The 15,525-nt window shown below is 64.1% G+C and carries 13 protein-coding genes; all 13 read left to right on the top strand.

The genetic code is table 11. From position 1 onward, the window contains the following. The first annotated feature begins 3 nt into the window (after nt 1-3). The 13 genes from murD to dnaE all read left to right on the top strand — a co-directional run bounded on the left by murD (nt 4) and on the right by dnaE (nt 15,519). A complete protein-coding gene (gene murD / locus DL891_RS06980; RefSeq protein ID WP_111719712.1) occupies nt 4-1,515 on the top strand; it encodes a UDP-N-acetylmuramoyl-L-alanine--D-glutamate ligase in 1,512 nt (503 codons plus the stop codon). Beyond that, nucleotides 1,487-2,737, top strand: coding sequence for a putative lipid II flippase FtsW (gene ftsW, locus DL891_RS06975; protein ID WP_111719711.1), 1,251 nt, complete (start codon nt 1,487-1,489; stop codon nt 2,735-2,737). The genes murD and ftsW overlap by 29 nt, the downstream gene beginning before the upstream one ends. After that, nucleotides 2,734-3,804: a glycosyltransferase gene (locus DL891_RS06970; protein WP_111719710.1), complete on the top strand. Its 1,071-nt coding sequence runs from the start codon at nt 2,734-2,736 to the stop codon at nt 3,802-3,804. The genes ftsW and DL891_RS06970 overlap by 4 nt, the downstream gene beginning before the upstream one ends. 190 nt (nt 3,805-3,994) lie before the next feature. Next, nucleotides 3,995-5,404 (top strand): UDP-N-acetylmuramate--L-alanine ligase, encoded by a 1,410-nt coding sequence (gene murC, locus DL891_RS06960; protein WP_111719708.1) that lies wholly within the window; start codon nt 3,995-3,997, stop codon nt 5,402-5,404. Continuing rightward, nucleotides 5,401-6,486, top strand: a complete 1,086-nt coding sequence (locus DL891_RS06955) for an FtsQ-type POTRA domain-containing protein (protein WP_111719707.1) — start codon at nt 5,401-5,403, stop codon at nt 6,484-6,486. The genes murC and DL891_RS06955 overlap by 4 nt, the downstream gene beginning before the upstream one ends. A gap of 216 nt (nt 6,487-6,702) precedes the next feature. Further along, the gene (gene ftsZ / locus DL891_RS06950; protein ID WP_111719706.1) at nt 6,703-7,875 is read left to right on the top strand and encodes a cell division protein FtsZ; all 1,173 of its coding nucleotides are present in this window, start codon (nt 6,703-6,705) and stop codon (nt 7,873-7,875) included. Between the two features lie 4 nt (nt 7,876-7,879). Then, on the top strand, nt 7,880-8,596 hold the full coding sequence (locus DL891_RS06945; RefSeq protein WP_111719705.1) for a YggS family pyridoxal phosphate-dependent enzyme: 717 nt from the start codon (nt 7,880-7,882) through the stop codon (nt 8,594-8,596). 39 nt (nt 8,597-8,635) lie between these two features. After that, nucleotides 8,636-9,100 carry a cell division protein SepF gene (locus DL891_RS06940; protein WP_111719704.1) on the top strand — a complete coding sequence of 155 codons (465 nt, stop codon included), beginning with the start codon at nt 8,636-8,638 and terminating at the stop codon, nt 9,098-9,100. Between the two features lie 37 nt (nt 9,101-9,137). Further along, complete coding sequence (locus DL891_RS06935) at nt 9,138-9,425, top strand: YggT family protein (protein ID WP_111719703.1); 288 nt, start codon at nt 9,138-9,140, stop codon at nt 9,423-9,425. Nucleotides 9,426-9,595: 170 nt separating this feature from the next. Then, nucleotides 9,596-10,342 carry a DivIVA domain-containing protein gene (locus tag DL891_RS06930; RefSeq protein ID WP_111719702.1) on the top strand — a complete coding sequence of 249 codons (747 nt, stop codon included), beginning with the start codon at nt 9,596-9,598 and terminating at the stop codon, nt 10,340-10,342. Between the two features lie 13 nt (nt 10,343-10,355). Beyond that, nucleotides 10,356-10,952 carry a signal peptidase II gene (gene lspA, locus DL891_RS06925; protein ID WP_232819047.1) on the top strand — a complete coding sequence of 199 codons (597 nt, stop codon included), beginning with the start codon at nt 10,356-10,358 and terminating at the stop codon, nt 10,950-10,952. A gap of 4 nt (nt 10,953-10,956) precedes the next feature. After that, complete coding sequence (locus DL891_RS06920) at nt 10,957-11,886, top strand: RluA family pseudouridine synthase (protein ID WP_111719701.1); 930 nt, start codon at nt 10,957-10,959, stop codon at nt 11,884-11,886. 117 nt (nt 11,887-12,003) lie between these two features. Continuing rightward, the gene (gene dnaE / locus DL891_RS06915) at nt 12,004-15,519 is read left to right on the top strand and encodes a DNA polymerase III subunit alpha (protein WP_255563083.1); all 3,516 of its coding nucleotides are present in this window, start codon (nt 12,004-12,006) and stop codon (nt 15,517-15,519) included. The last annotated feature ends 6 nt before the right edge of the window (nt 15,520-15,525 follow it).

The raw sequence follows: 15,525 nt of genomic DNA, 5'->3' as shown, positions 1-15,525 counted from the left end.
GCCGTGACACCCCGAGAGTTCCGCGATCTGTCCACCCTCACCAGTTGGCATGCCGATTGGCGCGGGTTGAAGGTGGCAGTGCTCGGCCTCGGTGTCACCGGGTTCGCGGCGGCAGACACCCTGGCCGAACTCGGCGCCGAGGTTCTCGTGATCTCCGCGTCGCACGACGAGATGCACGAGAGATTGTTGGCCGTGATCGGGGCGACGTTCACCCTCGCTGTCGACCAGCAGTCGCCGCCAGAGGCGCTGATCAGCTTCGGTGCCGACCTGGTCATCGTCTCGCCCGGTTTCGCCCCGCATCATCCCTTCGTGCAGTGGGTCGAGGATACGGGTATCCCTCTCTGGGGCGATGTGGAACTGGCCTGGCGACTGCGCGACAAGGTGGGCACCCCCGCCGAGTGGATTCTGGTGACCGGTACGAACGGCAAGACCACCACAGTTCAACTGGCCGCGACCATGATTGCCGCAGCCGGTATCCGGGTGGCCCCCTGCGGAAACATCGGCACGCCGGTGCTGGACGCGATCCGCGACCCGCAGGGCTTCGACGTGCTCGTGGTCGAACTCTCCAGCTACCAATTGCACTACCTGGGTGAGATCGAGCCATACTCATCCGTCTGCCTGAACATCGCCGACGACCACCTCGACTGGCACGGCTCCGAGGGCGAGTACATCCGGGCAAAGGCCAAGGTGTACGCGAACACCAAGGTCGCCTGTGTGTACAACAGAGCCGATCCGGTCACCGAGCAGATGGTGCGTGACGCCGACGTCACCGAGGGTGCCCGGGCGATCGGCTTCGGCTTGGATGTACCTGGGCCGAGCGACCTCGGCCTGGTCAACGGGATCCTGATCGACCGGGCCTTCCTCGACGAGCGCGCCAGCCACGCGCTGGAGATCACAACGCTCGACCAGTTGGTGTCGCTGGGTCTCGGCGCCGGGCACATCGTGGCCAACATTCTGGCCGCCAGTGCCCTGGCCAGGTCGATCGGGGTCGAGCCCGAGGTCATCCGCGATTCTCTGGTCACATTCCAGCTCGATGCCCACCGCATCCAGCCGGTCGCGAACGAGGCCGGCATCGTCTGGGTGGATGATTCCAAAGCCACGAACCCGCATGCCGCTGACGCGTCCCTGAAGTCATTCGATTCGGTCGTGTGGATCGTCGGCGGGTTGCTGAAGGGGGTCGACCTAGACGACCTGGTTCGCGCGCACGTGGGCCGCCTGCGGGCCGCGGTCATCATCGGCGCCGATCGCACTGCCCTGCGGGCGATATTCGCGCGACACGCCCCCACCCTCACGGTGCGAGAGGTCGAGGAGAACGAAACTAGTGATGTGATGGCTTCGGCGGTGCGTTTGGCCGCTGAGCACGCGCGGGCAGGCGACGTCGTTCTGCTTGCGCCTGCAGCAGCCTCGATGGATCAATTTCGCAACTATGCGGAGCGCGGCGCAATGTTCGCGGCGGCGGTACGGGAATTCTTGGGAGGTGAGGCGGATGGCGAATCCGCCTCGGACGACCGCTGAATCGCCGGCCAACCCCCACGGGAACCACGAGCCGCACACTCCTGCGGTCTCGGGCGCCCGAGTGCGGTTGACCCGCCTGTTCGGCACCGAATCGGTCAACTACTTCCTGTTGCTCGGAACCACACTGTTCCTCGTCGTTCTCGGTCTGATCATGGTGTTGTCGTCGTCGTCGGTCGAGCAGTACGCCGGCGGCAACGGCTTCTTCAGCGGATTCTGGAAGCAACTGACGTTCGCCGCCGTGGGAATCCCGCTGATGCTTGTCGTCAGCCGTCTGCCGGTCGGGTTTCTGAAGAAGTGGGCGTGGCTCGCGCTGATCGGCAGTTGCGCATTGCAGATGTTGGTCGTGTTCACCCCGCTGGGTGAAGAAATCGGTGGCAACACCAACTGGTTGCGCATCGGCGGGTTCCAGTTCCAGCCATCGGAGATCATCAAACTCGCCCTGGTCCTCTGGCTGGGTCTCGTGCTCGCGAGGAAACAGCCGTTGCTGCAGAGCTGGAAACACTCGTTGATCCCGGTGATCCCGATCGGCGGTGGGGCTATTGCATTGGTGATGGCCGGCGGCGACCTCGGCACCGTGCTGATCATGCTGATGATCCTCTTTGCCGCTCTGTATTACGCGGGTGTCAGGCTGCGGGTCCTCGGTGCCCTCGTGCTCACAGCGGTGCCGGTGATCTACGTATTGACCCTTGCCAGTCCGAGCCGCATCCGACGTATCACGATGTTCTTCGGCGACGGCTGTGTCGACTACGAGAACGCGTGCTGGCAGCCCCTGCACGGAACCTGGGCGCTGGCGAACGGCGGAATCCTGGGAGCCGGCCTCGGCAACTCCAAAGCGAAATGGTCGTGGCTGCCCGAAGCAGACAATGACTACATCTACGCAATTATCGGAGAAGAACTCGGACTGATCGGAGCGGTGGTGGTGTTGGTGCTGTTCGCCCTGCTGGCGTTCAGCTTCATGCGCATCATCCGCGCCGCCCGTGACCCGTTCGTGCGCGTGGTCACCGGTGCGGTGATGGTGTGGCTGATCGGCCAGGCCTTCGTGAATATTGCCGTGGTGCTGGAACTGGCTCCCGTGCTCGGGGTGCCCCTACCACTGATATCCAGCGGCGGAACGGCGTTGGTGAGCACGCTGGTCGCCATCGGCATCGTGCTGTCCTTCGCCCGGGTGGAGCAGCGACCCGAGAGACGGGCGCCCGTCACAGCGGACGGGTCACACCGGTGACCACGTACCTTCTGACCGGTGGGGGCACTGCCGGGCACGTGAATCCGTTGCTCGCGGTGGCCGATCAGCTGCGCGCCGATGAACCGGAGTCGAGCATCCTCGTACTCGGCACCCGTGAGGGCCTTGAGGCGCGGCTGGTTCCAGAACGCGGCTACGAGTTGATCACCATCGAAAAGCTGCCGTTTCCGCGCCGCCCGAACGTCGACGCACTGCGGTTCCTGCCCCGTTTCGTGCGCGCCGTGCGCGAGGTGGGCCGGGTGATGGCCGAGCGCGATGTTGACGTCGTCGTCGGTTTTGGCGGTTACGCGTCTGCCCCGGCCTATCTCGCTGTGCGGCGTACCGGCCGGCCGCTGATCATCCACGAGCAGAATGCCAAGCCGGGCATGGCGAACAAGCTCGGCGCCCGAATCACGCGCCATGTCGGGGTGGCCTTCGAGCACACCCCGCTCCGGCACGGCCAGCTGGTCGGGATGCCGTTGCGCCACGAGATCGAAACGCTCGACCGCACGGCCCGACGCGCCGAGGCGATCGAGTTCTTCGGGCTGGATCCCGACCGCCCCACCGTTCTTGTCACCGGCGGGTCCCTCGGAGCCCGCCGCATCAACCAGACGGTCACAGCCTCCGCCGAAGCGATCGTTGAGGCCGGCTGGCAGGTGCTTCACGTCACGGGGTCTCGCGACAGGGTCGCGGATGCCGGCGGTGAGCACTACCGGGTGATCGAATACTGTGACCGGATGGATCTCGCGCTGGCCGCAGCCGACTTCGCCATCGCCCGAGCCGGTGCGAGCACCGTCAGTGAATTCGCGGCCCTCGGGGTCGGCGCGCTCTACGTTCCCTACCCGGTCGGCAACGGTGAGCAGGCCATCAACGCCCGTGAGGTTTGCGCAGCCGGCGGTGGCCGCCTGGTCGACGACGAGGCCTTCACCCCAGATTATGTGCGGCACAGTCTGGTGCCGTTCCTCACCGACCCGGACAACGCACGTGTGATGGGCGACCTCGCGGCAACCACCGGGGTGCGTGATGGCGCCCGGCGCATGGTCGCCCTGATCCGATCTGCACTGCGATGATCGGCACGGGACTGATCGGCAATGGACTGATCGGCAATGGACTGATCTGCACCGTGTTGAGTGGCAGGGCGATGAGGGCGCGTTCAGCTGCATACAGTACAGATTGTTTCAGCACCCGCGGGTGTGGTGTCGACGGCGGTCAGAGCCTGGACCGCCGGCCGCCGGCACCCATGAAGAGGAAGGTTTCACGGTGATCTCGTTCGATCCGACACTGGTCGTACCCGATGAGCTCGGCTCGCTGCACTTTGTCGGCGTCGGCGGTGCTGGAATGAGCGGCATTGCACGACTCTTCCTGCAGGCCGGCCACCGAGTCACCGGTTCAGATGTGCAGGAGAACGCCAACACTCGCGAACTGGTGAGGCTCGGGGCCACCATCCACCTCGGACACGATGCCGCACACATCGGCGACGCCGACGCCCTGGTCGTGACCAGCGCCCTGTGGGAGGACAACCCCGAATATGTCTGGGCGAACGAGCATGGCATTCCCGTGCTGCATCGTTCCCAGGCGTTGGTCTGGTTGACCCGCAATGCTCGCGTGGTCGCTGTGGCCGGTGCACACGGCAAGACCACCTCCACCGGCATGATCGTGAGCGCACTGGTCGCCCTCGGTGAGAATCCAAGCTTCGTCAACGGAGGGGTCATCGAACCGATGGGGGTCAGCGCCGCTGCCGGCTCCGGCGAACTCTACGTCGTCGAGGCAGACGAGTCGGACGGCTCCTTCCTGCTCTACGACACTGCAGTGGCACTGATCACGAACGTCGACCCCGACCACCTCGACCACTACGGGTCCAGGGAGTCATTCGAGCAGGCTTTCGTGGACTTCGCGGCCGGGGCCAGCGAATTCGTGGTTGCATCCAGCGACGACCACGGGGCCAGGCAGGCGGTTCAGGGCCTCGGACAAAAGCGCGTGATCAGCTTCGGAGAGAGCCCGGACGCGACGGTGCGAATGCATTCCGTGCAGACGAAGGGGCCGGTCGCCTTCCGCCTCGACTACGAGGGCCAGACCCTCGACGTCGCGATGCGGGTTCCCGGCCACCACAATGCGCTTAATGCCGCCGGCGCCTTTGCCGTGCTGGTCGGGCTGGGCTTCGACCCCGTGAAGAGCGTGGCCGCGATTGAGTCGTTCGGCGGCACCCAGCGGCGGTTCGAACTGCACGGCACCGTGGGCGGGGTCAGCGTCTTCGACGATTACGCGCATCACCCGACTGAGGTGCGGGCCGCGCTCACCGCCGCACGCACGGTCGTGGGCGACGGACGCATCATCGCGGTGCACCAACCGCACCTGTACAGCCGAACCCGGTTGTTCTGCGGCGAGTTCGCCGAGGTTCTGGAAGAGTGCGCCGACCATACGATCGTGCTCGATATCTGTGGTGCACGGGAGGATCCGGAGCCGGGGGTGACCGGTGAGCTGGTTTCCGCGAAGTTTCGGGATGCGAGCAAGGTCGCCTTCATCCGGGACTGGCATCAGGCTGCCGAATACACCGCACAGGTGGCTCGCCCCGGTGATTACGTGATCACCCTGGGTTGCGGCGATGTGTACCGGATCGTGCCGCAATTGCTTGAATCATTGGCCGACGCGGCGAAGACCACCGGCGGATGAAACGCCCCCAGGGTTTCGACGTGCCCACCGAGACGCCACCGGTTTCGCGCGCGAAGAAGAAGACGTCTGCGCCGCCGGCGGCCCAGCAGGCCGCCGCGCAGAAGGCGCCGGGAGCCACCCGACAGAAGACGCCGCGGGCCACAAAGCAAACGGTGAACGGCGATTCGCCGGCGGCGCCGAATACTCCCGGAGCCCAAACGGGGGAGCCATTGGCCCCTGTGTTGCCCCTGTGGAAGCCGTCGAGCGACCCTGAGGCATCGGACGCCCAGCACGACGATCGACGGGGAGGGGCCACGCGGCGCGCGGGACAGGAGGCGCGAGCCGCCCGGAGACACGCGCGGGCTGCAACCCGGGATCGGCGGCGCTACGAACGTGATGAGGTGCGCCGATTCACCCTGCGCAGCCGGCGCCGACGCACCATCTGGACCGTCTGCCTCGGAGCCGTTGCGCTGCTGGTCGCATTCGTCCTGATCGGCGCATTCTCGCCGCTGATGGCGTTACACACGATTGACGTGCAGGGGGCGGACCGCATCAGCGAGGACGACATCGCTCAGGCTCTGGATGGCCAGTTGGGCAGGCCCTTGACACTGATCGACTACGGCGAGGTCGAGCGGGTCTTGGGAACATTCCCGCTGATCCGCAGTTACTCCACCGAGGCGAGCCCACCGAACACCCTGATCCTCAGAATCATCGAGCGTACTCCCGTAGCCGTGCTGAAGGTCGCCGACGATTTCCAGCTGGTCGACCAGGCAAAAGTGGTGATCGAGCAGACGCCGAAACGCCCCGAGGGCTACCCGCTGATCACAACCGCAGAAAAAGATGGCGACGACACGGGATTCACGGCAGCCATCGCCGTGATCGACGCGTTGCCCGGACAATTGCGTAAAACAGTCGACACCGTGACCGCGGGAACACGAGACGACGTGACCCTCATCCTCGCGGGAGGGGCCAGAGTGGTTTGGGGCAGCGCCGACGACTCTGAATTGAAAGCCGTGGTGTTGGAACAGCTGATGAAGAACAACGACCCCAAGTCAGTGAGCGAGTTCGACGTGTCGTCGCCCGAGAGCGCCGTCGTCCGCTGACCGGGCGCAGGCGGGCCAGCGCACCGAGGAAGGGCGCCACTGCGGCATCCGCCGCATCCCAGAAGTTTCCATGGGAATTCATCGCGAGTTTCGCGACACGCCTGAGAGGGGCACTGCTCGAACGGCAGGAGCGCATACCGTACAAGACAAGTAATTGTATACCCAGCATAACTTTAAACTTCGACTAGAGGTTTAACGTTTCCACCGGAGGCCGACGTGACATCAAACCAGAATTACCTTGCCATCATCAAGGTTGTCGGAATCGGCGGAGGGGGTGTCAACGCGGTCAACCGCATGATCGAACTCGGTCTGCGCGGGGTGGAGTTCATCGCGATCAACACAGACGCCCAAGCCCTGCTGATGAGTGACGCCGATGTGAAGCTCGACGTGGGACGGGAGATCACCCGGGGCCTCGGCGCCGGCGCCGACCCCGAGGTGGGCCGCCGCGCCGCCGAAGACCACGCGGAAGAGATCGAAGAGGCCCTCGCCGGCGCTGACATGGTGTTCGTCACCGCGGGAGAGGGTGGCGGCACCGGAACCGGTGGCGCGCCCGTTGTTGCCCGCATCGCGAAGTCGATCGGCGCCCTGACCATCGGCGTCGTCACGCGCCCGTTCAGCTTCGAAGGCAAGCGGCGTGCCGCTCAGGCCGAAACCGGGGTCTCCACTTTGAAGAACGAAGTAGACACGCTGATCGTGGTTCCCAACGACCGCCTGCTCGAGATCAGTGATCGCGGCATCAGCATGCTGGAAGCATTCGCCACGGCCGACCAGGTTCTGCTCGCCGGTGTGCAGGGGATCACCGACCTGATCACGACCCCCGGGCTGATCAACCTCGACTTCGCCGACGTCAAGTCGGTCATGCAGGGCGCCGGTTCCGCGTTGATGGGCATCGGCTCGTCGCGGGGAGCAGATCGAGCGATCAAAGCCGCTGAACTGGCGGTGGCATCACCCTTGCTTGAGGCGAGCATCGAAGGCGCCCATGGCGTGCTGCTCTCGATCCAGGGTGGCTCCAACCTGGGTATCTTCGAGATCCACGACGCGGCCAAGCTGGTTCAGGAGGTCGTGCATCCCGAAGCGAACATCATCTTCGGTGCGGTCATCGACGACACCCTCGGCGACGAGGTGCGGGTGACTGTCATCGCCGCAGGCTTCGACGGGGGAGAGCCACGCCAGGTCAGTTCCGAGCCAACCGGAGCGCGTGTTCCTGATGTGTCTGAGCCAGATGTGCTGACGGCCCACGCCGTTGCACAGGGCCCAGCTGTGACCGAGGGTGCGACAGCCGATGCTCCCGAATGGAGTTCCCCGGTTCCCGTACACGCGGTGGTCGGCGGCGACTCGTCATTCGACGAAGACGACGACGATCTCGACATACCCGATTTCTTGAAGTGATCAGATGTCGTTGAGTGCCCTCCGGTCACCGGCTGATCGGCTGGCCGAGGTCCGTCAGCGGATCTCGGCCGCCGCCACGGCCTCTGGGCGCGACCCGGCCGAGATCACCACGATCATTGTCACCAAGTTCCATCCGGTGTCGCTGGTGCGTGAACTCATTGCCCTCGGTGCTCATGACTTTGGCGAGAATCGACACCAGGAGGCGCAGCAGAAGGCCCGCGAGCTTGCGGGCGAGCCGGTCACCTGGCACTTCGTCGGACAATTGCAGAGCAAGAAGGCGCGCCAGGTTGCAGGCTATGCCCACGTCATCCACTCGATCGATCGAGACTCGGTGGTGAAGTCTCTGGCCGGCGGTGCCGGTGCCGACGGCGTCGATGCTGTGGCCCGGCCGGTGACGGACTGTTTCGTGCAGGTGAACCTCACCACCGACCCGCGACGCGGGGGTGTCGCTCCCGAGAGTCTGGAGCCCTTGGTCGAAAAGGTTCTCACTACCGACTGTCTGCGGCTGCTGGGAGTCATGGCGGTGGCACCGGCAGACGGCGAACCTGCCCGCGCCTTCGCCGAGGTGCGCACGTACTCAGAGCGAGTGCTGGCGATGGCTCCGGAGGCCCGATTCATCTCCGCCGGCATGTCACACGATTTCGAATCCGCGATCGCGCACGGGGCGACACACCTGCGCATCGGCAGCGCAATCACCGGAAATCGCCCCGAACACGGTTAATCTCAAGATGAGCAGTAATTTTCGATACGGAGGAACGACATGGCCAACCCGCTGAAGAAGACGATGGTCTACCTTGGCCTGGCAGACGAAGAGCTCGAGTACGACGAGCCCGAGCAGGCGGTGACGGCCGTGCCGGCTCCCACTCCCGTGGCGACGCGTGCCCCGGTGACCCCTCTGCGCAAGTCGACGAACACAAGAAATGCGGCGCCAGCTGAAATGAATGAGATCCTCACCGTTCACCCGCGGGAGTACCGTGACGCACAGTCGATTGCGGAGAGCTTTCGCGATGGGATCCCGGTCATCATCAACCTTTCACAGATGAGTGAGTCAGACGCCCGTAGGCTGATCGACTTCGCCAGCGGCCTGTCCCAGGGGTTGTACGGAAAGATCGAGCGCGTCACGAAGCAAGTCTTTCTGTTGTCGCCATCTCACGTGTCGATCTCCGGCGACCGGGGGAACAATCAGGCCGAGGGTGACTCCTCGTTCTTCTCACAGACTTCGTGAGCGTCGGAGCCTCGAAGCGTCATAAGGCCGGGTGACCATGTCGTTCATCGCGACGATCCTCTACTTTGCGTTCCTGCTCTACTTCTTCGCGCTCTGGGCCCGATTCATCCTCGATCTGATCCGGGCATTCAACAGGTCCTGGCGCCCACACGGGTTCGGACTGGTTGCGACCGAGGCGGTCTACTCGATCACCGATCCACCAATCAAATTCTTTCGGCGCATCATCCCTCCGATCAGGTTGGGACCGATCGCATTGGACCTCGGGTTCACACTCACGATGCTGATCTGCCTGATCGGCATGGTCATCACCGGGGGTCTGCGGTGACTTCGGTGCGCTGACCTGAACAGTGGCGCCGGCTGGCGGCAGTGTATTCTTTGAAACACACTTCGATTGACTGCACGTGAGTCAGTCAGCGTGCACGCGGCAGAGTTTGCTAGCGTGGAGGAAGTGTGTACACGTGTTCATTCAGTCTCGAGTTTTAAGGGTGGGAAGCCATGGCGCTAACTCCGGAAGATGTTGTCAACAAGCGGTTCCAGCCGACAAAGTTTCGGGAGGGCTACGATCAGGACGAAGTCGATGACTTCCTTGACGAAGTCGTCGTCGAACTGCGCCGACTGAACCAGGAGAACGAGGAACTGCGTCAGCGTCTGATCGCCGATGAGTCCCGGTTCGCCGAACTGCAGCGAAGTGGTGCACAACCGGCCGCGCAGTCGGAAATCGACGCCGAGCCGCATCACGCGGACCCTGTGGCCGCGGTGCAGGAGCCCGTGGCCGAGCCCGTGGAGGCCGAGACCGTCGTTCCCGAGCCCGTTCAAGCCGCTCCGGTTGCACAGCCCGCAGCGTATGCTGCCCCGACTGATGGCTTCGACGAGAGCCAGAGCACCAACAACCTGTTGCAGCTCGCCCGCCGTCTGCACGACGAGCACGTCAAGGAAGGCGCCGAGAAGCGCGACTCCTTGATCGCTGAAGGGCACGCCACGGCGGCCCGGGTGGTTGCCGAGGCAGAGAGCAAACAGCGCGAGCAGATGAATGTGCTCGAAGCGGAGAAGTCGAAGCTCGAGCACAAGATCGACGAACTGCGCACCTTCGAACGCGAGTACCGCCAGAAGTTGCGCGGCTACATCGAGGGGCAGCTGCACGAATTGGATGCGTCCGCGTCCTCCTCCGGTCTGGCACCGGCTAACGCCGGCGACTCGGCCGACGAGGCACGCGCACAGACGTACCAGGGCTTTGGGGGCTGACGCAGCTGCGAAGGTGAGAGCGTGGGCGCTGGTCGTTCTGGCCGCTGTCGCCCTCGTTGTCTACACACTCGATCAAACAGCCAAGATCTGGGTGACCGAGAATCTGGAGCTGGGTGTCCCGCACCAGGTTCTCGGTCCTCTCTTGACAGTGCAATTCGTGAAGAACCCGGGTGCGGCGTTCTCGCTGGCATCCGGTGCCACCTGGATCTTCTCGATCGTGGCTGCAATGGTGACGGTGTTCATTATTTGGTTCGCCCCGCGAATCCGTTCGATGGGCTGGGCGATCATGTTCGGTCTGCTGCTGGGCGGCGTTCTCGGCAACCTCACCGATCGACTGTTCCGCGACCCGGGGTTCGCCGTCGGGCATGTCGTTGATTTTTTAAAGATCCCCTTTCTGCCGGCGATCTTCAACATTGCCGATGTCGGCATCGTCTCAAGCATGGGACTGTTCATCATTCTGACCATCCGAGGCGTGGCGCTCGATGGGACCAGGCACGTCAAACGCGCCGGTGGTTCCCCCGACGAGACTGTGGCGGATCGAGAGCCGCACGCGGATCAGGATGCTCTCGGCCCGGATCACCAGCAACCGAACCCGGAGTTGAAAGGGTAGTGCAGTGACCGAAACGCGTTCGCTCCCGGTTCCGGAGGGCCTCGACGGCACGAGGGTCGATGCGGGCATCGCCAAGCTTCTCGGTTTCTCCCGCACCTTCGCGGCGGAGGTCGCAGAAGCCGGCGGGATCAGCATCGACGGTCGCGTGTTGGGCAAATCGGACCGCCTCACGGCAGGAGGCTGGTTGGAAGTCAGTTGGCAACCGAAGGAGCCGGTTCGGGTGATTCCGGTCGCCGTGCCCGATCTCACGGTGGTCTACGAGGACGACAGCATTCTTGTGATCGACAAGCCGGTCGGTGTGGCAGCCCACCCGTCGATCGGTTGGACCGGCCCGACCGTGCTGGGCGCCTTGGCGGCAGCCGGGTACCAGGTGGCCACCAGCGGCCCTGCGGAACGCGCCGGGATCGTGCACCGGCTCGATGCGGGCACGAGCGGGCTGATGGTGGTGGCGCGGTCTGAGCACGCCTACTCCGTGTTGAAGCGGGCCTTCCACGACCGGGAGGTCGACAAGGTCTACCATGCCGTTGTCCAGGGGCACCCCGATCCGCTCACCGGCACCATCGACGCTCCGATCGGCCGTCATCCACGCGGCGGTTGGCGCTTTGCGGTGGTCGCTGACGGCAAACGCTCGATCACCCACTACGAGACGCTCGAGGCGTTTCCGAGTGCATCGCTGCTGGAGATCCAATTGGAGACCGGGCGCACGCACCAGATCCGCGTGCACATGGCCGCCCAACGGCATCCCTGCGTGGGCGATTCGATGTATGGCGCCGATCCGACGATCAGTGCTCGGCTGGGTCTCACCAGGCAGTGGCTGCACGCGAAACAGCTGGGATTCACCCACCCTGATTCCGGACAACACGTCGTCTTCGAGTCTCCGTACCCTGCCGACCTGCAGCATGCCCTCGATGTGCTCGACGTCGACCAACGCTGACGACCGCTGACCCTCGACGCCGAGAGCCCTGCCTGACGCGCCCGCCGGACGAGGCCGATAGGGGATCGCCAGGAGTTCGGTTTAGGCTGGTGACAGTCAACCTCAGGAGTTCAATTCGTGCCCACCACCGGCGACTCGTTCGCTCATCTCCACGTTCACAGTGAATACTCGATGCTCGATGGAGCTGCCAGGGTAAAACCGCTGGTTGAAGCCGCCGTGGCGCAGAAGATGCCCGCCATCGCGGTCACCGACCACGGCAACATGTTCGGGGCCTACGACTTCTGGAACACCGCCACCGACGCCGGCATCAAGCCGATCATCGGCACTGAGGCCTACATCACCCCCGGCACGGCGCGCGGCGACAAGACCCGGGTGCGCTGGGGCGACTCCACGAGCGGCCGAGACGACGTCTCCGGCGGCGGCTCGTACACCCACATGACCTTGCTGGCCGAGACCACAGAGGGCATGCACAACCTGTTCCGCATGTCGTCATTGGCCTCACTTGAAGGTTTCTACTTCAAGCCAAGGATGGACCGCGACCTGCTGACCCGCTACGCCCCGGGGGTGATCGCCACCACCGGATGCGCCGGTGGCGAGATCCAGACCCGGCTGCGCCTCGGGCAGTACCAGGAGGCCAAGAAGGCCGCCGCCGAGTTCCAGGACATCTTCGGCAAGGAGAACTTCTTCTGCGAGGTGATGGACCACGGCATCGACGTCGAGCGGCGCACCATGAGCGACCTCTTGCGGCTGGCCAAGGAGCTGTCCATGCCGCTGCTGGCCACGAACGACCTGCACTACACCCACGCGGAGGATGCCAAGGCCCATGCTGCGCTGCTCTGCGTGCAGTCTGCGTCGACCCTGGACGACCCGAACCGGTTCAAGTTCGACTCGGACGAGTTCTACCTGAAGACGGCCGCGCAGATGCGGCACCTGTTCCGGGACAACCCGGAGGCCTGTGACAACACCCTCCTGATCGCTGAGCGTTGCAACACGAGCTTCGCCAAACGCGACCTGATGCCTCGTTTCCCGGTGCCAGAAGGTGAGACGGAGTCGAGCTGGTTCCAGAAGGAGGTGGACCGCGGGCTGGCGGTGCGCTTCCCCGGTGGAGTTTCTGACGCGCACGTCGCCCAGGCCAAATACGAGGTCGACGTGATCAACCAGATGGGGTTTCCCGGCTACTTCCTGGTCGTCGCCGACTTCATCACCTGGGCCAAACAGCAAGGAATCCGGGTCGGACCCGGCCGGGGGTCCGCGGCCGGCTCGCTCGCGTCCTACGCGATGGGCATCACCGAGCTCGACCCGTTGGCGCACGGGCTCATCTTCGAACGCTTCCTCAACCCCGAACGTGTCTCCATGCCCGACGTCGATGTCGACTTCGACGACCGGCGGCGCGGCGAGGTCATCCGGTATGTGACCGAGAAATACGGTGACGATCGAGTGGCGCAGATCGTGACGTACGGCACGATCAAGGCCAAACAGGCGTTGAAAGACTCTTCCCGGGTTCTGGGCATGCCCTATTCGGTGGGCGACAGGCTGACCAAGGCGATGCCGCCGTCGGTGATGGGCAAGGATGTCACCCTGACCGAGCTGACCGACCCGGCAGCCAAACGGTACAAGGAGGGCGCCGACTTCCGGGCGTTGATCGAAAACGAGCCCGAGGCTGCCCGGGTATTCGAGACCGCGCGCGGGTTGGAGAACCTGAAACGGCAATGGGGTGTGCACGCGGCCGGAGTGATCATGAGCGCGGAACCGCTGCTCGATGTGATCCCGATCATGAAGCGCGAAGACGACGGCGCCATCATCACCCAGTTCGACCAGCCCCCGTGCGAAAGCCTGGGCCTGCTCAAGATGGACTTCTTGGGACTTCGCAACCTCACGGTGATCCAAGATGCGCTGGCGAACATCCGTGAGAACAACGGTGACGAGGTGGTGTTGGAGGAGCTTGACCTCGACGCCGACCAGAAGACCTACGAACTTCTGTCGCGTGGTGACACGCTCGGCGTGTTCCAACTCGACGGCGGTCCGATGCGTTCGCTTCTTCGGCAGTTGAAGCCGACCCATTTCGAAGACATCTCAGCCGTGATCGCGCTGTATCGCCCGGGCCCGATGGGAATGAATTCGCACACCAACTACGCCCTGCGCAAGAACGGGTTGCAGAAGATCGAGGCGATCCACCCCGAACTGGCCGAGCCGCTGGCAGAGATCCTCGACACGACGTACGGGCTCATCGTCTACCAGGAGCAGGTGATGGCGGTCGCGCAGAAGGTGGCCGGCTTCAGCCTCGGACAAGCCGACGTTCTGCGCCGCGCGATGGGCAAGAAGAAGAAGGAAGAGCTCGACAAGCAGTTCGCCGGCTACTCCGCGGGCATGGAGGCCAACGGCTACAGCAAGAATGCGATCAAGACCCTCTGGGACACCTTGATGCCGTTCGCCGACTACGCCTTCAACAAGGCGCACAGTGCCGGCTACGGCGTGCTCAGTTACTGGACGGCGTACCTCAAGGCCAACTACCCGGCCGAGTACATGGCCGCCCTGCTGACCAGTGTGGGTGACTCGAAGGACAAACTCGGAATGTACCTGAGCGAGTGCCGGCGCATGGGCATCCGGGTGCTGTCGCCGGATGTGAACGAGTCGAACGGGGTCTTCTCCGCGGTCGGCAGCGACATCCGGTTCGGCCTCGGGGCGGTGCGCAACGTCGGAAACAACGTGGTAGAGGCGATCAAGACCGCCCGCGCCAAGGAAGGGCAATTCACCTCGTTCTCCGACTACCTGAAGAAGGTGTCGGTGCAGGCGACCAACAAGCGAAGCATCGAATCCTTGATCAAGGCGGGCGCCTTCGATTCGCTCGGCTCGACCCGCCGCGCCCTGCTCGAGGTGCACGAGGATTTCGTCGACGAGGCGGTCAAGCTGAAGAAGAACGAGGAGTTCGGCCTGATGGCCTTCGACTTCGGCTTCGATCTCGAGGAAGACCCGAATCCGGTGCCGGAGCGGCCGGAGTGGTCGAAGCGCGACAAGCTCGCCTTCGAACGTGAAATGCTCGGGCTCTATGTCTCGGATCACCCGTTGGCCGGGTTGGAGGTCCAACTGGCCAAACACGCGAGTATCACCATCAGCGACCTTCTGAGTTCCGAGCACATCCAAGACGGTGAAACGGTGACAGTGGCAGGGCTGATCACCGGGGTGCAGCATCGCATGGCGCGCAAATCCGGAAACATGTACGGGATGGCCGAAGTGGAGGATTTCGGCGGGGAGATCACCGTGATGTTCATGGGCAAGGCCTATCAGGAGTTCTCCCCGGCGCTGGTCAATGACAGCGTCGTGGCCGTACGCGGTCGAGTGAGCATGAGAGACGACGGCATGAACCTGCACGCGTTCAGCATGTTCACTCCCGACCTCGGGCAGAGTTTCGGCAGCGGGCCGTTCGTGCTTTCGTTGGAGGAGTCGCGAGCCACAACCGATACGGTGCAAAGCCTGTGTGACGTGCTGATTCGTCACCGCGGACCGAATGAGGTCAGGTTGAAGCTGGTCAAGGGCGACGTGGCCCGGGTGTTCGAGATTCCCTATCCGGTCACGGTGTCAGCCGACCTGTACGGCGAGCTGAAGTCGCTGCTCGGTCCGAACTGCCTGACCTGAGCGGCC

Source organism: Homoserinimonas sp. OAct 916 (assembly GCF_003260275.1).
In the GTDB taxonomy this organism is placed as follows: Bacteria; Actinomycetota; Actinomycetes; order Actinomycetales; family Microbacteriaceae; genus OACT-916.
The sequence above is the reverse complement of the archived record's forward strand: the minus strand, read 5'-3'. Positions and strand labels throughout refer to the sequence as shown.

Bases quoted from the DNA above. Each gene is read 5' to 3' on its own strand.
- ftsW (WP_111719711.1), top strand. From the start codon at position 1,487: ATGGCGAATCCGCCTCGGACGACCGCTGAATCGCCGGCCAACCCCCAC.
- DL891_RS06955 (WP_111719707.1), top strand. From the start codon at position 5,401: ATGAAACGCCCCCAGGGTTTCGACGTGCCCACCGAGACGCCACCGGTT.
- DL891_RS06945 (WP_111719705.1), top strand. From the start codon at position 7,880: ATGTCGTTGAGTGCCCTCCGGTCACCGGCTGATCGGCTGGCCGAGGTC.
- DL891_RS06940 (WP_111719704.1), top strand. From the start codon at position 8,636: ATGGCCAACCCGCTGAAGAAGACGATGGTCTACCTTGGCCTGGCAGAC.
- DL891_RS06935 (WP_111719703.1), top strand. From the start codon at position 9,138: ATGTCGTTCATCGCGACGATCCTCTACTTTGCGTTCCTGCTCTACTTC.
- DL891_RS06930 (WP_111719702.1), top strand. From the start codon at position 9,596: ATGGCGCTAACTCCGGAAGATGTTGTCAACAAGCGGTTCCAGCCGACA.